The following is a 19,246-nucleotide window of genomic DNA, read 5'->3' as shown; positions in this document are numbered from 1 at the left end:
TCGGACCCCCGCCCCTGCTCACACGATCGGATGAACGCGTGGCGCAGGCCGGCGAGAAAGGCTCCGAAGGCCGTTACATTCACGCCGTTCCACAAGGGCGATGAGCATGCCGGACAGGGTCCGCCGAACCCGGCTGCCCGGCCCGGAAGGCAGGAGACCGGTAAAGCTGATGACGGACCGACCCCCGCACCACACACCCAACCGCCAGCTCGCCGCGCTCATCGCCGAGGCGGGGTTTTCCAATGCCGGACTGGCCAGACGGGTTGATCAGCTCGGCATCGAGCACGGCCTCGACCTCCGGTACGACAAGACCTCGGTGACGCGCTGGCTGCGCGGCCAGCAGCCGCGCGGCACCACCCCCGCGCTGATCGCCGAGGTGTTCACCCGCCGGCTGGGGCGCCGGCTGTCCGCCCAGGACCTCGGGCTGGACGCCTGTGCGCCGGTGTACGCCGGGCTGGAATTCGCCTCGACCCCCAGCGAGGCGGTGGACATCGTCAGCGGCCTGTGGCGCAAGGACTCCGGCAGCCACGCCGAGCTCCGCAAGATCGCCTTCACCCCGGCCGGGCTCGTGGTGCCGAGCCGGGACTGGCTGATCGGCCGCCCCGACGACCGCGTCGCCCGCGGCGAGCCCGCCGGCGAGGGCTCGGGCCGGGTGCCGGTTCAGGGCGGCCGGGCCTCGGTGCCGCGCCAGCGCCGTACCGACCGCGTCGACCGCACCGAGGGCTCGCGGGTCACCTCCGGCGACATCGCCGCGCTGCGCTCGGTCGGCGAGCTGTTCCGGGCGCTGGACCACGCCTACGGCGGCGGCCACGCCCGCCAGGCCCTGGTGCGCTATCTGGAGCACGAGACCGAGCCGATGCTGCGCGGCACCTACGGGGAGACCACCGGCCGCCGGCTGTTCGCGGCCGCCGCCGATCTGACCCGGCTGGCGGGCTGGACCTCGTACGACATCGCCGCGCACGGCCTGGCGCAGCGGTACTTCGTGCAGGCACTGCGGTTGGCGCAGGCCGCCGGCGACCGGGCGTACGGCTCCTACGTCCTGGTGACGATGAGCCGGCAGGCCGTCTATCTGGGGCACGGCAGGGAGGCCGTCCAGCTGGCACGCGTCGCCCAGCAGGGCATCGGCTCCAGCGCGCCGCCCGCCGTCCAGGCGCTGCTGCACTCCGCGGAGGCGCGCGGCCACGGCGTCATGGGCGAGGTGCGGGCCTGCACGGCGGCGCTGGCCCGCGCGGAGCGGGCGCTGGAGACCGCCCGCCCCGGCGACGAAACCCCGTACTGGGCCCGCTTCTTCGACGAGGCGCAGCTCGCCGACGAGCTGGCGCACTGCCATCGCGATCTCCAGCAGTACCGCGCGGCCTCCCAGCACGCCGAGCGCTCCCTGCAGCTGCGCGCCGCCGGGTTCGCCCGCAGCCGGCTGTTCTGCCGGGTGGTGCTGGCGACCGCGCGGCTGGGCCTGGGCGAGCTGGAGCAGGCCTGCACGCTGGGCGCCGAGGCGGCGCTCCAGGCCTCCGAGATGCGGTCCGTACGGGCCCATGAGTACGTCAGGGAGTTCGAGCGCCGCCTGGAGCCGTACCGGGACGCGGCGGCGGTGCGCGGGTACCGGGAACGGGTGGCGGCGCTCGGGTGAGCCGGGCGGTGCGCGGCGGTCCGGCCGAGCCGGTCAGGCCGCCGCGCGCAGCGTGTCCGGCTCCGTCGTGAGCGTCGGCAGCCCGAAGTCCTGGAGGACGGCGCGGGCGGCCCGGCGGCCCGAGTTCAGCGCACCCTGGAGAGTGCTGGTGTCGCGGTGGTCGCCGCACACATAGAGGCCGGACAGCACGCGCACGGTGCGCTCCGGGTCGTAGGGGGCCGTCATCGCCGGGACCGCGTACGGGTCCTGATGGGCGGTCAGCAGCTGCCAGTCGTCGGTCCGCGCCCCGTGGATGCGCTCCAGCTGGGGCCGGACCGTCTTGTCGAGGACGGACAGCGGCAGGGCCGCCGCGGCGCCGAGCACGGTCGTGGTGATCAGGGACCGGCCGGGCGGCGTACGGGACGGATCGATCGCGCCGGCGAGGTAGGTGTAGCCGACCGGGCCGTCCGTCGGCAGGATCAGCGCCGTGTCGCGGGACGGTGCGGCGCGGCCCGCCGATCCCGCCCCCGCGGTGTGGTGCAGGACGGCCATCGGGTGGAAGGCGGGCACCCGCAGCCCCGGCAGCAGCTCGGCCGCGTCCCGCGCGCCGGTCGCCACCAGCACCGCCCGGCAGGGGATGCGGCCGTGCTCGGCGGTGCCGACGCCCGTGGTGGAGACCGAGGTGACCCGCACCGACGTACGGACCGTGCCGGGTGGCAGCCCGGCGGCGAGCAGCTCGGGCACGGCGCAGGCGCCGCTGGCCGGCAGCCACAGCCGCCCGTGCGCGAAGGCGCGCAGCGCGGCGGCGGCGCCACGGCTGGAGCCGCGCAGCTGCGGATCGCACAGCAGGGCGCCCAACAGCGGCCGCAGGAACGCGTCATGGGTGCGGGGCGGGAAGGCGGGACGGCCCGCGAGGGCGTCGCGGATGGGGCGGTCCGGGGGCGGGGCGGCGGGTGTGGTGCGGTCGGTGCGGTGCTCGGCGTGCGGCGGAGGACATCGGTCGGCGCGCAAGAGGGCGCGCGCCGCGGAAAGTGCGCCCCTTGTGCTCCGGGGCGCGCCGATGCGTTGCTTGCGCTGGCCGTTGTGGACGCTCAGGCCGGACGCGAACGGACGCAGCGTCAGATCGCCGAGGCCCGGGGTGCGGCGCAGCTCGGCGCCGGAGACGGCCAGCGGGCGGCCGCAGCGGTCCAGCCGGAAGCCGTCGAGCCGGTCGGTGGCGGACCGGCCGCCGATCCGTTCCGCGGCCTCCAGCACGGTGACCGACACTCCCGCGCCGGTCAGATGGCGGGCGGCGGCAAGACCGGCCGGCCCGGCTCCCACGATGACGACGTCCACGGTCGATGCGATGCGCGGCACATGCCCCTCCCGGAGGTCGGTCCCAGCGGCGGCGCACCCATGTCATGCCCATTGCCGCCGCGCGGGATGCCGATGGTGTGTGCGAGGACGGTAGGGAGGCGGCGGCCCGTACGGCAGGGGGCGTCCGGGGCGCGTCGGAGCGCCCTTGGCCACGGCCTCCGGAGGACCCGGGCGTCTACCCCGCCTGGACGCCCCTGGGGCCTGTCCGGCGGGTCGGGGTCGGACCCCCTAGGCGGCCCGGACCGCGTCCATGATGCGCGGATGATCGAAGGCGAACCCGGATTCCAGCAGTCGCCGCGGCACCACCCGCTGGCTGCCGAGCACGTCCTCGGCGAAGTCCCCCAGGGCGATCCGCAGTACCGGCGCCGGGACGGTGAACAGCGTCGGCCGGTTCAGCGCGCGGCCCATCACGGCGGTCACCTCGCGGTTGGTGACCGGTTCCGGGGCGGTGAGGTTGACCGGCCCGCTCAGCTCCTCGGTGTCGACGAGGTGGCGCAGCGCGCGGATGTGGTCGTGCAGGGAGATGAAGCTCCAGTACTGGCTGCCGTCGCCGAGCCGCCCGCCCAGCCCGAGCCGGAAGAGGGGGAAGAGCCGGCCCCAGGCGCCGCCGGAACGGGCCACGACCAGACCGGTGCGGGCGAAGACGGTGCGGATGCCCGCGTCCTGCGCCGGCTTCGCGGCGTCCTCCCAGGCCACGCAGACCTCCGGCAGGAAGCCCGCGCCGGCCGGTGCGCTCTCGTCCGTACGCCGGTCGCCGGTGTCGCCGTAGTAGCCGATCGCGCTGCCGCACACGAAGACCCGGGGCGGGGTGTCCATCGAGGCGAGCGCCTGGGCGAGGGTGCGGGTGCCCAGTACCCGGCTGTCGCGGATCTCCTGCTTGTAGGCCGCCGTCCAGCGGTGGTCGCCGACCCCGGCGCCGGCGAGATGGACGACCGCCTCGCAGCCGGTCAGCCCGGCGGTGTCGACCTGTCCGCCCGCGGGGTTCCAGCGCACCTCGTCGGCGGCCGTGGGCACGCGCCGTACGAGCCGGACGACTTCATGACCGTCCGTGCGCAGGGAGCGTACGAGCGCCGTGCCGATGAGCCCGGTCGAGCCGGTGATCGCGATCCGCATGGAGCCATACTGCCCGCAGTGCACCGCCGGCGACGACATCTGCGGTCCGTCCGCCGTGCTGACGGCGACCGGCGCCGGCCGCGCCCTACGGCTTGAACCGGTCCCACAGCAGGGGGAAGCGCTCCGCCAGGCTCTGGTCGTCGTCGAAGTCGAGGTAGCCGCCGAGCGGTTCGCGGGGCGGCGGGGGGAGCTCCAGGTCCGGCATCACCCCGCCGGTCATCCGCTCGTACGCCTCGTCGGCCGCGTACCCCAGCTCCTCGGCGTCGCCGTCCACCGCCTCGTCGAAGTCGTCCAGCAGCTCGGCGAGCTGGTCCGGGTCGTGCAGCGCGCCCTCGAAGATCTCCCGGCCCTGGCCGATCAGCCAGCAGCGGAAGTAGTCGAAGGCGTCGTCGCTGGCGCCGCCGAGCAGGATCGAGGCCGCGGCCCACAGGTCCCACGTGTACGCCCGGTTGTAGCGGGACTCGAAGTGGCGGGCGAAGTCCACGACGGTGTCCGGGTCGAGCCCGAGCAGCCGCTCGACCAGCGCGTCGGCCTGCTCCTCCGGGTCGCCCTCCGCTGCCGCGCGGGAGTGGTCGACCAGCTCCCAGAACTCCGTCTCTTCCATCACCGCTCCAGCATCCGCCTTGGCGCCGTGCCACGCATGCGGACTACCCCAGATGCGACGGTGTCGTTATCCGGACCGGTGAACTGCCGCACGCCGTGCTGACGGCCGCTCGGACCGGTGTGCGTCCGCCCCTCTTCGTGCCCCGTGCGGGCGAACCGTCGTGTGACCGTCCCAAGAATCACTCGTTGGAAGGCGTGCAACGACCAAACGACGGCATAGACGGCAAATCCGCCACTTCGCGAAGGGCTGTTTCACGCCATGCCCATGGACGAACGCACCCGGGCCGACGTCGAACGGGCCGAGGCGGCCATCGTCGAGCACTACCCACGACTCGTCCGCCTCGCCTACCTCGTGCTGCCCCCCTCGATGGGCCGCCACCGCCGGGTCCTGACCGCCCACGGACTGGTCCAGCGGGCCCTGCCGCGGGCCGGCCGCCGCCGCCCGGCCCGCGGGCTGCCGGCCCAGCGCGGCCCGGCGCCCGAGTCCGGCTACGACCTCGTACGGCTGCGGATCCTGCGGCTGGCCCTGGCGCAGGAGGGCCGGCCCGGCCGGGTGCTGCCGGCCGTGCCCGTCGTCTGGGGGCTGCGGCTCTTCCCGCGGGCCGGCGGCGCCGACGAACTCGCCCTGGACCAGGCGCTGTCCGCGGTCCCGGCGCCGGTGCGGGCCGCCGTCGGGCTGGGGCACCTGGAGGGCCTGGACGAGGACACGGCGCGGGCCGTACTGGAGCGGGCCGGGGTCGAGGACGCGGAGGCGGCGCAGCGGGCGGCCGGGCTGCTGGAGCGGGAGACCGGGGCCGATGCGCCCGCCCTGCTGAACTCCGGGGAGTTCGACCCGTGCACGGTGCAGACCCGGCCGACGGACCTGCTGCGCCGCCGCCAGCGGGTGCGGGCCTCGCTCGCGCTGGCGGCCGTGCTGGCGCTCGGCGCGGGGGTGGCGGCGGTGGTGCCGGGCGGCGACGGCGACCCCTCCGGCCGCGCCCCGACCGAGGCCCAGCAGGCGCTGGACCCGGCCCGGCTGCTGCGCACCCCCAACGAGCAGTGGGCCGGCACCACGCGGGTGGACTTCACCGCCTGGCCCGCCCGCGGCCGGGAGACCGGTGACAAGGAGCTGCTGGCACGGGCGCTGCGGGTCTGGGCGGCGCCGCCCGAGGACGCCCGGATCACGGCGACCGCCGGCACCTCCACCCGCCCGCCCGGCCGTCCACCGCAGCTGCTCTACGCGGGCCTGATCGACAACGTCATGGTCGTGGTCTTCCACGACGGCGAGCGGCTGGTCCGCTACGCCGAGCCCGAGGACGCCACCCCCACCCTGCACTTCGCGCGCGTCGACGACGCGGATCCGGCCACCAGCGCCGGGCTGGTGATCGGCCGCGGCAACGGCTGGATGCGCTACCTCCTCGCGCCCTGGATCTCCGATGTCGCCGTCCGCGACCTGCTGGTGCCCGGGGCCCCGCCGCACGGGCTGCATGTCGCCCCGGACGGGGTCACCGACCGGATCGCCACGCCGCCCGGGGCGGGCGCCGGCTGCGGACGCTGGCCGGTGGCGCAGTTCCGCCCCTCGACGCGGCTCGGAGCGGCCCTGCCCGCCTTCCTCCTCGCCGACCTCGACGATCTCGTGCCCGTCCATCTGACCTATACGCCGCCGCCCGCCGCCGTCGGGCCGGGCACCGTCGGCGGGCCGCGCGAGGCGACCGACCCGCCGGCGCTGCAGAACTGGGCCCGTACGGCCTGCCGGCTGGGCTCCCTGCGCGGCGCCGGGGTGCGCTCGGTCGACAACTGGGCGTTCGCCGAGCAGCCCCTTCCCGAGGGCGGTGGCAGGGCGGCCTGGGTCTGCACCCGCGCCGACACCTGGCGCGGCCCCGGCACCGTGGCCGTCCAGTTCCTGCCGCCCGCCGTCCGCCCCACCGACCCGGGGCGGATCGCCGGTCGCGCCGTCGACACCGCGGCCTGCAGCCGCTTCGGGCCGCATGTCGTCGCGGACGTCCACTGGCAGGCGAAGTCGGGGAAGTGGTACCTGCTCGCGGCCGGCAGCCGGGAGGTGGTCGGCCTCGACGCCACGGGCGGCGTACGGGCCGCCGGCAGGGCCGGCACCCTCGCCGCGCCGGCGGGGCGGGACGCGCGGGCCGAGGTCCTCGGGCGGCTGCGGGACGGGCGGAGCGTACGGGCGCTACGGCCGTAGGGGCCGGCGGACGGCACGTCGGGCGGGGGATCTGAATCCCGACAGTAGGTGTCGGGATTCGCTGTCAGGGTCGCGATGTGCGGTGGCGACACCGAGCCACCGGCATCCGGCATCCGACAGCGAGGAGCGAGAACGTGACGGGCCATGAGGAACGAGCGGGGCGTGCGGACCGGGCCGTGACGGCCGACCTGACCGGCCGGGTGGCGCTGGTCGCCGGGGCGACCCGCGGCGCGGGCCGGGCGATGGCGGTGGAGCTGGGCCGGGCCGGTGCCCTGGTGTACGTGACCGGGCGGACCACCCGGGAGCACGTCAGCGAGGTCGGCCGCCCCACGGAGACCATCGAGCAGACCGCCGAGCTGGTGACCGCGGCCGGAGGCACCGGGATCGCGGTACCGACCGACCACCTGGAGCCGTCGCAGGTCGAGGCGCTGGTGACGCGCATCGGCCGGGAGCAGGGGCGGCTCGATGTGCTGGTCAACAGCCTGTGGGGCGGCGACCGGCTGATCGAGTTCGACACCAAGCTGTGGGACCTCGATCTGGACAAGGGCCTGCGGATGTTCCGCCTCGGCATCGACACCCACGTCATCACCAGCCATTACGCGCTGCCGCTGCTGATCGGGCGGCCCGGCGGGCTGGTCGTCGAGATCACCGACGGCACCGAGGCCTTCAACCGCACCTACCGCGACAACCTCTGCTTCGACCTCACCAAATGCGCCCCGCACCGCATCGCCTTCGGCCTCGCCGCCGAGCTGAGGGAGTACGGCGGCACGGCGGTCTCGCTCACCCCCGGCTTCCTGCGGTCCGAGGAGATGCTGGACCACTTCGGGGTGACGGAGGAGACCTGGCGCGACGCGGTCGCCCAGGAGCCGCACTTCGCCATCGCCGAGTCGCCGGCGCTGATCGCCCGCGGTGTACGGGCGCTGGCCGCCGACCCGGACAAGCAGCGCTGGAGCGGTCGGTCGCTCTCCAGCGGCCAACTGGCGAAGGAGTACGACTTCACCGACACGGACGGCTCCCGGCCGGACTGCTCCGGCTACTTCGAGGACGTGGTCTTCGGAGGGAAGGACGGCAGCGCGGCGGACTACCGCTAGGGCCTGTCCGATGGGTCAGAGCCGGACAGGCCCTGGACCACCCCTGCCGGACTCCGCACCGCCCGATCCGCCCGGCTCCGTGTACAGGGCCGCCGTCCGGCGGGCGGCCGCCGCCAGGCGCTCGCGAAGCCCGGGGGGCGCCAGTACCTCGCCCTCCGGGCCGAGCGCCAGCAGCTGGGCGTAGGCGACCTCGTCGGACTCCACGGGCAGGGTGACGGTCAGCCGCCCCTGCGGGTCGGGACCGCCGGCCGCCCGCGCCGCGTCGATCGCCTCGCGGGCCGCCGCGCGTTCGGTGACGTACGGCAGTTGCCGCACACCGCGCGCGGAGAGCCGCAGCACCACCTCCTCGCGCAGGATCGAGCGCGCGAACTGCGCGGCCCGCTCCGCCCAGAACGCGGGCAGGTCGAAGGAGGCGTCGCGGGTGAACCGGGCCGCGCCGCTCCGGTCACCCCCGGCGTCCCCGGTGGCCTCGACGGCGGTGAACCGGTCCACCCGATACACCCGGAAGTCCCCCTGGGAGCGTGCCGCCAGATACCACACCCCCGCCTTCAGCACGAGGCCGTACGGCTCCAACTCCCGCTCCACCTCGGTGTCCTTGCGGAGGTAGCGGGCGCGGACGCGGCGGTCGTCCCAGACCGCGTCGGCGATCACGGGCAGCAGGGCGGGGGTCTCGGGCTCCTGATACCAGGCGGGTGCGTCGAGGTGGAAGCGCTGGGCGGCGCCCGTCGCGGCGTCCCGCAACTCGGGCAGCAGCGCGGCGGAGACCTTCAGACGGGCGGCGGACGCGGCGTCGGCCAGGCCCATCTCCCGCAGGGCGGAGGGCACTCCGGACAGGAAGAGGGCCTCCGCCTCGCTGCGGCCCAGGCCCGTGAGGCGGGTGCGGTAGCCGCCTATGAGGCGGTAGCCGCCGGCCCGGCCCCGGTCCGCGTAGACCGGCACCCCGGCCTCGGAGAGGGAGAGGACATCGCGCACGACCGTCCGCTCGGAGACCTCCAGCTCCCGCGCCAGCTCCGCGCCCGTCATCGACGGCCGCGCCTGGAGCAGCAGCACCATCTTGATCAGCCGTGCAGCACGCATGCCCCCATGATGCCGGGGGGCACTGACAACGCCGGGCGGCGCGAGAGCGGGCCGCCCGGTCGTGGTCGGGGGTGGGGAAGGCCCGGCCGTAATCAGGGCATGACCGGCCGGGCCAGTGGAATCCCGTGCGGAGGCTCCGGGCGCGGGAAGGTCGCCTCCGCACGGGAGATGGGGGGTGTCCTCCAGGTTTCGGAGGGCCTCAGAACCCGTATCGTTCCCGGGCCTCCTTGACCGCGGAGGCCGGTACCTCGCCGCGGCGGGCGAGCCGGGCCAGTGCGGCGATCACGATCGACTCGGCGTCGACGCCGAAGTGGCGGCGGGCCGCGTCACGGGTGTCGGACAGGCCGAAGCCGTCCGCGCCGAGCGAGGTGTAGTCCTGCTCGACCCACTGCGCGATCTGGTCCGGGACCTGGCGCATGTAGTCGCTGACGGCCAGCACCGGGCCCTCGGCACCGCTGAGCGCCTCGCGGACGTACGGCGTGCGGTCCTCGCCGTTCAGGGCGGCCGCGTCGGCCTCCATGGCGTCGCGCCGCAGCTCGGTCCAGGAGGTCGCGGACCACACGTCGGCGGCCACGCCCCACTCCTCGGCGAGCATCCGCTGGGCACCCAGCGCCCAGTGGATCGCCGTGCCGGAGGCCAGCAGCTGGATCGCCGGGGCGCTCGCGGGCGCCGCGACTCCCGCCGTGGCCGCGGTGTTGAAGCGGTACAGGCCGCGGACGATGCCCTCGTCGACGCCCTCGGGCTTGGCCGGCTGGGGCATCGGCTCGTTGTAGACGGTCAGGTAGTAGAAGACGTTGGAGTCCTCGCCGGGGGCGCTCTCCCCGTACATCCTGCGCAGACCGTCCTTGACGATCGCCGCGACCTCGTACGCGAACGCCGGGTCGTACGTCAGCGCCGCCGGGTTCGTCGCCGCGATCATCGGCGAGTGGCCGTCCGCGTGCTGCAGGCCCTCACCGGTCAGCGTCGTACGGCCGGCCGTGGCGCCGACGAGGAAGCCCTTGCCGAGCTGGTCGCCGAGCTGCCACATCTGGTCGGCGGTGCGCTGCCAGCCGAACATCGAGTAGAAGATGTAGAAGGGGATCATCGTCTCGCCGTGCGTGGCGTACGCGGTGGCGGCGGCGATGAAGTCCGCCATCGAACCGGCCTCGGTGATGCCCTCGTTGAGGATCTGGCCGTCCTTGGCTTCCTTGTAGTACATCAGCTGGTCGCGGTCGACCGGCTCGTACGTCTGGCCCTTGGGGGAGTAGATGCCCAGGGACGGGAAGAGCGACTCCATGCCGAAGGTGCGCGCCTCGTCGGGGACGATCGGCACCCAGCGCCTGCCGGTCTCCTTGTCGCGGATGAGGTCCTTGACCAGGCGGACGAAGGCCATGGTCGTGGCCACGGACTGGTTGCCGGAGCCCTTGTCGAAGGCGGCGAAGGCCTTGTCGGCCGGGGCGGGCAGGGGCGCGAGGGGGTGGACGCGGCGGGCCGGGGCCGGGCCGCCGAGTGCCGCGCGGCGCTCCTGGAGGTAGCGGACCTCGGGGGAGTCGGCGCCGGGGTGGCCGTAGGGCACCTGGCCGTCGGTGAAGTCGCCGTCCGAGATGGGGAGTTCGAGCAGGTCGCGCATGACCTTGAACTCGTCCACGGTCAGCTTCTTCATCTGGTGGTTGGCGTTCTTGGACTCGAAGCCCTTGCCGAGGGTGAAGCCCTTGACCGTCTGCGCGAGGATCACGGTCGGGGCGCCCTTGTGCTCCACGGCGGCCCGGTACGCCGCGTACACCTTGCGTGCCTCGTGGCCGCCGCGCGAGAAGTGGAAGCACTCCAGGATCTTGTCGTCGCCGAGCAGCCTGCCCATCTCGGTGAGGGCGGGCTCGGCGCCGAAGAAGTGGTCGCGTATGTAGGCCGCGTCGCGGGTCGCGTAGGTCTGGAACTGGGCGTCGGGCACCTCGCGCAGACGGCGGGCCAGCGCGCCGGTGGTGTCGAGCCGGAAGAGCTCGTCCCAGGCGGTGCCCCACAGGGTCTTGACGACGTTCCAGCCGGCGCCGCGGAACTGGGCCTCCAGCTCCTGCACGATCTTGAAGTTGGCGCGGACCGGGCCGTCCAGGCGCTGCAGGTTGCAGTTGATGACGAAGGTGAGGTTGTCCAGGCCCTCGCGGCTCGCCAGTGCGAGTGCCGCCGTCGACTCGGGCTCGTCCATCTCGCCGTCGCCCAGGAACGCCCAGACGTGGGAGTCGGAGACGTCCTTGATGCCGCGGTTGGTCAGGTAGCGGTTGAAGCGCGCCTGGTAGATGGCGGAGAGCGGGCCCAGACCCATGGAGACGGTCGGGAACTCCCACAGCCAGGGCAGCCGTCGCGGGTGGGGGTAGGACGGGATGCCCTTGCCGCCGGCCTCGCGGCGGAAGTTGTCGAGGTGCTCCTCGGTGAGGCGGCCGTCGAGGAAGGCGCGGGCGTAGATGCCGGGCGCGGCGTGGCCCTGGATGTAGAGCTGGTCGCCGCTGCCGTCGCCTTCCTTGCCGCGGAAGAAGTGGTTGAAGCCCGTCTCGTAGAGCCAGGCCGCGGAGGCGAAGGTGGCGATGTGTCCGCCGACCCCGTACTTGGAGCCGCGGGAGACCATCGCGGCCGCGTTCCAGCGGTTCCAGGCGGCGATCCGGGCCTCCATCGCCTCGTCACCCGGAATCGCGGGTTCGGCGGCGGTGGGGATGGTGTTCAGGTAGTCGCTCTCCAGGAGCTGGGGCAGTGCCAGCCCCGAGTTCTCCAGGGTGCGGCGCATCAGATAGGCGGCGCGGTGCGGACCGGCCGCCTCGGTGACGGCGTCCAGGGACTGGCGCCACTCGGCCGTCTCCTCGGGGTCACGGTCCGGGAACTGGTCGAGCTGGCTGTACGGCAGGCGCACGGGTTCGGGCATGGGTGGCCCCTTTCCGGACGGGAGGCTCGGGGGTGTCGTCGAGTCCGGGCCGCGCGCCCGGAGGGGGTACGGCGGGAACTCGACGACACCGATGTGCGAGTTCGGCAGTTTCGGCAGGCAGGGTGTCGCGCCCCGGCAGATGACGATACGCCTCTGATCGATGATCGATCAACGCTCAACGAGCGAATCACTGCAGGTCGGCACGGGGTGCCGCATTTTGGGGCACGCCGTGCCAGCGAGAAAAGGGGGCCGCGGGGCCGGTCCGAAGGCCCTCAGACCCTCGGAGCGCAGCTCAGCACATGGCTCTTGAGCAGGGCCCCGATCTTCGGGTCGCGTCGCCGGAACGCGTCCACGATCTCCTGATGGTCCTGCGCGTGCGCCCGCGGCTCGGGGCTGAACCAGCGGATCGACAGCGTCGTCCAGACCTCGATGCCCAGCGACTCCCAGGTGTGCAGCAGCACGGCGTTGCCGGCCGCCCGCACGATCTCCCGGTGGAAGGCCACCGTGTGCCGCACCTGCGCCTCGCCGTCACCGGCCCGATCCGCCTCGCGCAGCGCCGCCACCTCCCGCTCCAGCGCCGCGGTGTCCTCGGCCAGCCGCCCGGCCGCCAGCTCCGCGGCCACCTGCTCCAGCCCGGCCCGCACCGGGTAGCTCTCCTTGAGGTCGTCCGCGGTCAGATTCCGCACCCGTACGCCCTTGTTCGGCGCCGACTCGATCAGCTGCAGCGACTCCAGCTCCCGCAGCGCCTCGCGCACGGGCGTCTGGCTGACCTCCAGCTCCACCGCGATCCGCCGCTCCACGATCCGCTCGCCCGGCTGCCAGCGGCCGCTGACGATCCCCTCGAGGATGTGCTCGCGGATCTGCTCGCGCAGCGAATGGACGACGGGCGGGGTCATGACGTGCTCCTTCAAGGGCCGAGCGGTCGGACGTCATTATCCAGGTCACGGGCGAGGACCGACGTGAGCAGACCGCGCAGGGGGACCGCGTGGCCGGGCTGCCGCGTCATGATCTCGACGAGGTCCTCGATCGCGCGGTCCCTTACGGCCTCGCCCGGCGCGGAGGGGATCGCCGCGGCGGACGCCGCCGTGCCGGAGAGGATGTCCGCGACGGCGAGGTGGACCCGCGCCGTGTAGTGATCTCCCAGCAAAGCACGTTCGAGGACGGCGCAGTGCCGCAGGGTCACGGCATCGAGCGCGACGCCGGCCTGCCGGGCCCGCCGCGCGAGGTCCGGTGGTCGCTCCAGCCAGCGCTGTGCGGCGTCGACGCCGTCGTGCCGGGCGAGGTGCAGCACGGCGTCGTGGACCTCGGTACGGGGCTCGTCGAGGACCCAGGCGCCCAGGCGGTCGGAGAGCACGAACGGCAGGAACGCGGCGTCCGCGCCGGTCGCGGGTATCCGCCGCATGAGATGCAGGAGGTGTCCGGCGTCCTGCTCGGCCCAGTCGACCATCGACAGCTCCGTCATGGCGGCGGTGGCCTCCGGGGTGGTGAGGCGCTCCTCGTGCTGCTCCCAGTAGCGGCGGGCCGCGGTCCAGTCCGGGCAGCCGAGCCAGCCGTAGGCGAGCGAGAAGGCCCAGGCGGGCAGGGCCAGCCAGGCCGGCGGGGCGCTCCCCGTGGCGTCGACCCAGGCGGCGCGGACCCGGTCGTGGTCGTCGTCCGGAGGATTGCGCAGGAAGTCCCGTGCGCCGAAGGTGGCCTTGTCGCGCACCTCGGGGGCCTCGGTCAGGAACCGGATCAGCTCCTCGGTCCCGGGACCGAGGTCCTCCTCGTACAGCAGCAGCGTCGTGCGCTCGTACCGCAGCCGGCGCACGACGGCCGGATGGTCCGCCAGGACGTCGACGGCGGTGTCGTAGAAGGGCCGGACAGCGGCGATCTGCTCGATGACGGACAGGTGGTCGGTCAACTCGGACAGCGCGCTCAGCACGGCGTCGAGGTGGGGGACGGGGGAGACCCGCGCGAGTTCGAGGAAGCCCTCGACGGCTTCCCGGGCCGAGGCCGCCGCGGCCGAGGGGTCCTTGGCCCGCGCCTGACAGCGGGCCAGATTCAGCAGCGAGCCGGCGACGGAGCGACGGCGGGCGCCGACGCCGTCCCGGACCAGCGCGCGGTGGGTGTCGACGGCTTCCTGGGCGGCGGCCAGCGCCTCCTGGGCGTTGTCGCACATCGACTCGGCCCGGGCGAGCGTACTGAGCGCGTTGGCCAGGGACAGCCGGTAGGCCGTGGAGTGCGGCCCGCACAGTGGACGGAGGAGGGCCACGGCTTCCCGGGCCGGGCCCAGGGCGCCTAGGGGGTCCGCCGAGTCGGCCAGCTGATTCGCGTGCTGCCACAGGGCGCCTGCGAGCGCGGGGACATGGGCGGCGGGGTCGGCCTCGGCGAGCCGGCGACGGACACCGAGCGCCTCCGTCGCCGCGTCGTGGGCGGCCTCCGCGCTGCCGCGGGCCGCCTCGCACTCCGCGAGGGATTCGAGCGCGCCCGCGAGTGAGGAAAGGCGCGGGGGCAGCGGCGCGGTCCGGGCGAGCGCGCGCCGCAGGTCCACCGCCTCGCGGGCCAGTGGCAGGGCCGTCGCGGTCTCCCCGTGCTCGGCCAGCCGGAGAGCGAGGGTCTCGCAGCAGGTGGCGAGCTCGTGCCGGTACCCGCCGGGGCTCTCCTCCTCCAGGGCGCGGTAGAGATCCGTGGCCTCCTGGCAGGACGCGCGCGCGGCGGCGTCCTGCCGGACCGCGGCCAGCCGGAGGGAGAGATGGTGCAGTGCGGAGGCCAGCGCCGGGAGGTGGGTCTCGCGGCTCAGGTTCACCAGTTCACGGCAGATCTCCGTGGAGCGCCGCGCGAGGGCCAGCGCCTCCTCGTCGCGGCCGCAGTCGGCGGCACGATCGCCGAGGTTGCCGAGCGCGACCGCGTACCGGGGCAGGTGCTCGACGGCATCCGCCACGGCCAGTTCACGGGCGGTCTCGGCCGCCTCGTTCGCCGCCGAGAGGGCCGCTTCCGGCTCTCCCGCGCGGCTGAGGCACAGCGACAGGTTGTGCAGGCAGGCGGCGAGCCCGGGGAGCGCGGTGGCACGGTCCTTCCCGGCGAGTGCGCGATGGGCCTCGGTGGCCGCCATCGCCGGTCGCAGCGCGGCCTGGTAGGCGCCGGTCCGGGCGAGGGAGGTGGCGAAGGTGTTGAGGAACATCGCGTATCCGTCGAGGTAGACCGACGGATCGGCCTCGGCGAAGGGGCGGCTGATCTCCACCGCCTCCCTGGCCGCGGCCAGCGCGGAGGCGAGCTCGCCGGCCTCGACGAGCCGGTTGGCGAGGAGGTGCAGCGAGTCCGCCAGGTCGGGGAGGTAGGCGGCACCGCCTGTGGTGGACAGCTCCCGGTAGGCCTCGGTGGCCTCCTGCGCCGCCGCCAGCGCGCCCTTGCGGTCCCCGGCGTCCCTGAGGCAGCGCACGAGGAGGTGCAGGGACCCGGCGAGGCCGGGCAGGAAGTCGGCGGCGCTCAACCTGACGAGTTCCCGATAGGAGTCGGCGGCCTCCCGGGCCGCCGCCGAGGCGCCCTCCCGGTCCCCCGCGCCCGAACGGCACTGGGCGAGCTGCAACAGGGAGCCGGCGAAGAACAGCCGGTGGGCCTCCGGGTCGGCGGGCATCAGCGATCTGCGGATGGCGACGGCCTCTTCGACCTGGGCGAGGGCGGCCCGGGGACCGTCCGAGGCGGTCACGATCAGCGCGTGGTCGTTGAGCGCGACCGCGAGGGCGGGCAGGAAGGTCTGCTCGTCGAGCGGGACCAGGTCCCGCAGCAGGGCGATGCCCAGGTCGCCCGCCATCAGCACATGGCCGGGCAGGGCGTAGTACAGGTAGGGCGGCACCTGCTCCTTCGGGACGCCCCGCTCGTAACCGTCCCGGAGCCGTGCGACCATCGCCCGGCAGATCGCCTCCCCGCCGTCCTTCTCCCGCAGCGAGGCGTACCTCAGATGGTTCATCAGCTCGCGGTGGTAGAGGCGGTAGACGGCCTGCAGACCGTCGGTGTCCTCCACGATGTACTGGCCGTAGGCGGTCAGGACCCAGTCCAGATCGGCCGCCTGGTAGGTCCGGCCCTCGTGGCTGCAGGCCGACGCGGCCATCTCCCAGACGCCTCCGGCGGGCATGCCCTTGTCGGCGCTCCAGGCGAGCGCGGTCAGCAACTCGCGGGCCGCGCCGGGGCGTTGCGCGCCGGGGTGCGGCGGGCCGTTGTCCAGGTCCTCCTCGAAGGCCGCCGCGATCGAGGCGGGGAGCGCCGTGTTCCACGCCTCCTCGCCGTGCTCGTGCCACCTGCGGATCAGGGACGTGGTGACCAGGCGGGCGAAGAGGAAGCCGCCGGCGCTCGCCACGGCCCGCTCGGCCAGCCGGGGGGCCACTTCCCGGACGCGGTGGTCGGCGATGCCCTCCGACCGCAGCCGCAGCCCCACATACGCCGCCACGTCCTCGGCGGTGTCCGGCTCCTCGTCGAGATCGACCAGCTCCGTGGTGCTGACGAACCGGGTGAGCGCGTCGTCCAGCGTGGGCCGGCGGGCGCCGTGCGGACGAAACGGCCGGTCGCGGGACCCGAGCAGCACCGACGCCACCCGGCTCAGCGGTGCCAGCAGCTGCTCGACGATGGCTTCGGAACTCTCGGGGGCGGCCTCGTCCAGTCCGTCCAGGACGATCAGCGGCGGCCGCTCCCCGGCGGCGTCGGGGTCCTCCAGCTCCTTGATCAGCGCCGACGGGGTCCGCGGCACCGGTAGGCCCAGCTTGTCCGCGAGGGCCGTCGCGATCTGCGGTGCGTTCAGCCCGCGCAGATGCAGCGCCGCGTCGACGCTGCCCTCGCCGGGGTCGGGGAGGTCGCCGAGCGCCCCGTGCGCGAGCGTGGCGGCGCGCTGCCGGGGGTCGGAGAGGGTGGCGATCCGGCCGAGCACCGCCGACTTGCCGGACCCGGCGCTGCCGGTCACCTGGAACAGGCCGGGCCGGGCGGCCCGCATCCACGACACGATGGAACCCAGCACCCGGCGGCGACCCGTGAAGAACCAGCCCTCCTCCGCGCCGGAGGCTCCGCGCGCGGCCAGGACCAGATGCTCCACCAGGTCCTCTCCGGCCTCCCGGCGCCACCGGGGGTTGCGGAAGATCGGCTGTGCGCTGCCCGAGCTGACGAACAACGGCCGCTGGCTGTCCCGCGGCCACTGGGCCAGGGCGGCCTCGACCACCGTCGCGCCGGTCACCCCCCGGTTGCGTACGCTCCACTCGTGCCGGTAGGCGGACCCGCCGGGCCCTTCGCGCAGCACCCGGGTGAGGGTGTCCAGCAGCACGCCCCGGCCGTGGGCCCGTTCCTCGGGCTGACAGCTCGCCACCACCCCGAGCCAGGCGGACCGGCCCTCGGGCAGGGTCCGCTCCGCCCAGGTCTGCAGGGCCTTGCGCAGCGCGGGCAGTACGCCGGCCCCCGAGTGGCAGGTGTCGACCACGAGCAGGATCTGGTCGGCGCCGCACCGCAGGGCGGCCGACGCCAGCAGTTCGGTGGAGTAGGTCTCTTCCTCGTCCCCGATGTCGGCGGTGTCACGGGTGATGAGCCGTAACGCGCCGTGGGACAGCTCGGCGTGCCCGGACCACAGCACCACCGCGGGCCCGTGGCGGCCGTCGTCCCGCCACCGCCCCGACCAGGACCGCACCGCGTCGCGCACCTCGTCCCGCGCCGGGTCCGCAAGGAGCCGGGGGGCGTAGCCGTACTCCTGCAGGAGGGCGCACAGCTCGCTCATCTGCCGCCGCGCGCCGGGCAGGACGGGGAAGGCCGGCCGGTCGTACGACTCGACGACGACGCCCAGCGCGGTGCCGTGGCCGCCGCGTTCACCCATCGCCCTCGCCCACCAGCAGCAGCGCCGTCACCGACGAGTCCTGACGGCCGGTCACGCCCACCGCCACGCGATAGGGCCCGGGGGCCGGGGCGGGGAAGGAGGTCGCGTAGCGGCCGTCGCCGCGATTGCCGAGCGTGTGCCGCAGCGGGCGTCCCGACTCCACGGGGTGGAGCGTCGCGCTGATCGCGAGTTCGTCCCCGCCCGGCACCTCGGGCGGGACCGTGACCGTCAGGTCGTAGGGCGCGCCCGCCGGCAGCAGCTCCGGGGCGTGCACGCTCAAGGGGACCGGATCATGGAGCGGTGTCCGGTGGTAGGGGGGCTCGGCCGCGAGCCAGCCCCACAGGGCATCGCGTACGCCGCGCCCGTTCTGCAGCGAACCGTGCTGCTCGCAGGGGGTGTATCCGGTCGGCGTGCCGGCCGGTGCCGCCGAGAGCCGGGGCACCCGGCCGTCTCCGCCCTCGTCGAGGCCGTCGATGGTGTCCTGCGGCCGAAGCCGTTCACCGGCGATCTCGGCCGTCGTGGGCGTGGGCTGACGCACCCCCACGACCGGCAGGAGCTCGGCCCCGCAACCGGGGCGGGTGGCCGCCGCCCGCCGGATCCCCGCGTGGAACGCGCTCGCGTCGCGCAGCAGTGTCTCGTCCACCCCCACCAGCCCCGCGGCCTCCCGCGGGTGGCGAAGGCCGCCCGGCTGGACGAGACAGGCGTAGTCGGGGGTGATCTGGTGCAGGGAGGGCAGGCTGCGGGCGAAGTCGGTGAGGTGGACGGCCCACGGCCCCCAGCCCACGCGGAGCCCGTTGACCAGGTGGACGAGCGCGCTGAGCGACCCGCGGTGCGGTGTCCCCAGGGTGACCACCCGCCTGGTGATCTCGAAGCCGCCCAGGCACTCGACGTAATGGCGGGCCACCAGCCCGCCCATGGAGTGGCAGAGGAAGACCACCCGGGCCGCCCGGCGCCGCGGTGCCGAGTCGCGCCACTGCGCCAGGGCCCGCTCCACCCGTTCCTTGAGGCGCTCTGCGTTGTACCGGCACGACAGGCGCCAGTCGTAGGCGAACGCCAGGAGGTTCGCCGGGACGTCGTCCCCCTCGCCGGGGCGGCGACGGCGCAGCGTGAAGAGCCCTTCGAGCCAGTCGAGCAGCCCGGTGTACCCGTCGACGACCGGGCCCACTCCGGGCAGCGCGTGCAGGGTCGGCATGACGCCGTGTGCGCGCACCCCGTCGCCGGGATGGTCGTCCCCGAGGTCGGACGGGAGGGTGAGGGCCTTAACGGAGCGTCCGAAGGTGTGGATGGCCCGCCATACCGCTCCGCCGGACGGCCCCCACACCTCATGGCCGTCGGCGTCCAGGAGCCGGCTGCCCAGGATGCCCGGCAGGACCACCACTAAGTCGTCGACTTGTTCGCGTGCCATCGGCTCCCCCCGGATCGCGGTGACGACACAGTAGCGGTCCGGGAGGGAACGACGGTGCCCCCGTCCGGAAGCTCCGGACGGGGGCACACGCGTGGCCGGTGAGCG

The 19,246-nt window shown here is 74.5% G+C and carries 11 protein-coding genes; 3 read left to right on the top strand and 8 right to left on the bottom strand.

The features are described from left to right. Nucleotides 1–169: 169 nt before the first annotated feature. Nucleotides 170–1,627, top strand: a complete 1,458-nt coding sequence (locus AC0680_RS31990; protein WP_478635753.1) for a regulator — start codon at nucleotides 170–172, stop codon at nucleotides 1,625–1,627. A 33-nt stretch (nucleotides 1,628–1,660) separates the two neighbouring features. Here the strand turns inward: AC0680_RS31990 and AC0680_RS31985 are convergent, their stop codons facing one another. From AC0680_RS31985 to AC0680_RS31975, 3 genes are all read right to left on the bottom strand, one after another. After that, entirely contained in the window at nucleotides 1,661–2,962 is a 1,302-nt protein-coding gene (locus AC0680_RS31985) for an NAD(P)/FAD-dependent oxidoreductase (RefSeq protein WP_478635751.1), read from the bottom strand. 228 nt (nucleotides 2,963–3,190) lie between these two features. Continuing rightward, nucleotides 3,191–4,075: a TIGR01777 family oxidoreductase gene (locus AC0680_RS31980; RefSeq protein WP_478635748.1), complete on the bottom strand. Its 885-nt coding sequence runs from the start codon at nucleotides 4,073–4,075 to the stop codon at nucleotides 3,191–3,193. 85 nt (nucleotides 4,076–4,160) lie between these two features. Further along, complete coding sequence (locus AC0680_RS31975; RefSeq protein ID WP_478635745.1) at nucleotides 4,161–4,679, bottom strand: DUF4240 domain-containing protein; 519 nt, start codon at nucleotides 4,677–4,679, stop codon at nucleotides 4,161–4,163. Between the two features lie 264 nt (nucleotides 4,680–4,943). On the opposite strand from AC0680_RS31975, the gene AC0680_RS31970 reads away from it, so the two are divergent. Next, entirely contained in the window at nucleotides 4,944–6,857 is a 1,914-nt protein-coding gene (locus tag AC0680_RS31970) for a hypothetical protein (RefSeq protein ID WP_478635742.1), read from the top strand. Between the two features lie 134 nt (nucleotides 6,858–6,991). Next, nucleotides 6,992–7,948, top strand: coding sequence for an SDR family oxidoreductase (locus AC0680_RS31965; protein ID WP_478635740.1), 957 nt, complete (start codon nucleotides 6,992–6,994; stop codon nucleotides 7,946–7,948). A 15-nt stretch (nucleotides 7,949–7,963) separates the two neighbouring features. Here the strand turns inward: AC0680_RS31965 and AC0680_RS31960 are convergent, their stop codons facing one another. The 5 genes from AC0680_RS31960 to AC0680_RS31940 form a co-directional block, all read right to left on the bottom strand. Further along, nucleotides 7,964–9,025, bottom strand: a complete 1,062-nt coding sequence (locus tag AC0680_RS31960) for a helix-turn-helix transcriptional regulator (RefSeq protein WP_478635738.1) — start codon at nucleotides 9,023–9,025, stop codon at nucleotides 7,964–7,966. Nucleotides 9,026–9,224: 199 nt separating this feature from the next. Next, entirely contained in the window at nucleotides 9,225–11,912 is a 2,688-nt protein-coding gene (gene aceE, locus AC0680_RS31955; RefSeq protein WP_478635735.1) for a pyruvate dehydrogenase (acetyl-transferring), homodimeric type, read from the bottom strand. 272 nt (nucleotides 11,913–12,184) lie between these two features. Continuing rightward, the gene (locus tag AC0680_RS31950) at nucleotides 12,185–12,808 is read right to left on the bottom strand and encodes a GntR family transcriptional regulator (protein WP_478635732.1); all 624 of its coding nucleotides are present in this window, start codon (nucleotides 12,806–12,808) and stop codon (nucleotides 12,185–12,187) included. An 11-nt stretch (nucleotides 12,809–12,819) separates the two neighbouring features. Continuing rightward, nucleotides 12,820–17,736: a tetratricopeptide repeat protein gene (locus AC0680_RS31945; RefSeq protein ID WP_478635729.1), complete on the bottom strand. Its 4,917-nt coding sequence runs from the start codon at nucleotides 17,734–17,736 to the stop codon at nucleotides 12,820–12,822. Further along, nucleotides 17,729–19,141, bottom strand: a complete 1,413-nt coding sequence (locus AC0680_RS31940) for an esterase/lipase family protein (protein ID WP_478635727.1) — start codon at nucleotides 19,139–19,141, stop codon at nucleotides 17,729–17,731. Before AC0680_RS31940 ends, AC0680_RS31945 begins: the two co-directional genes overlap by 8 nt. Nucleotides 19,142–19,246 lie beyond the last annotated feature (105 nt).

Source organism: Streptomyces sp. NPDC043738, from assembly GCF_056436545.1.
This window is presented reverse-complemented; position numbering and strand designations above follow the sequence as displayed.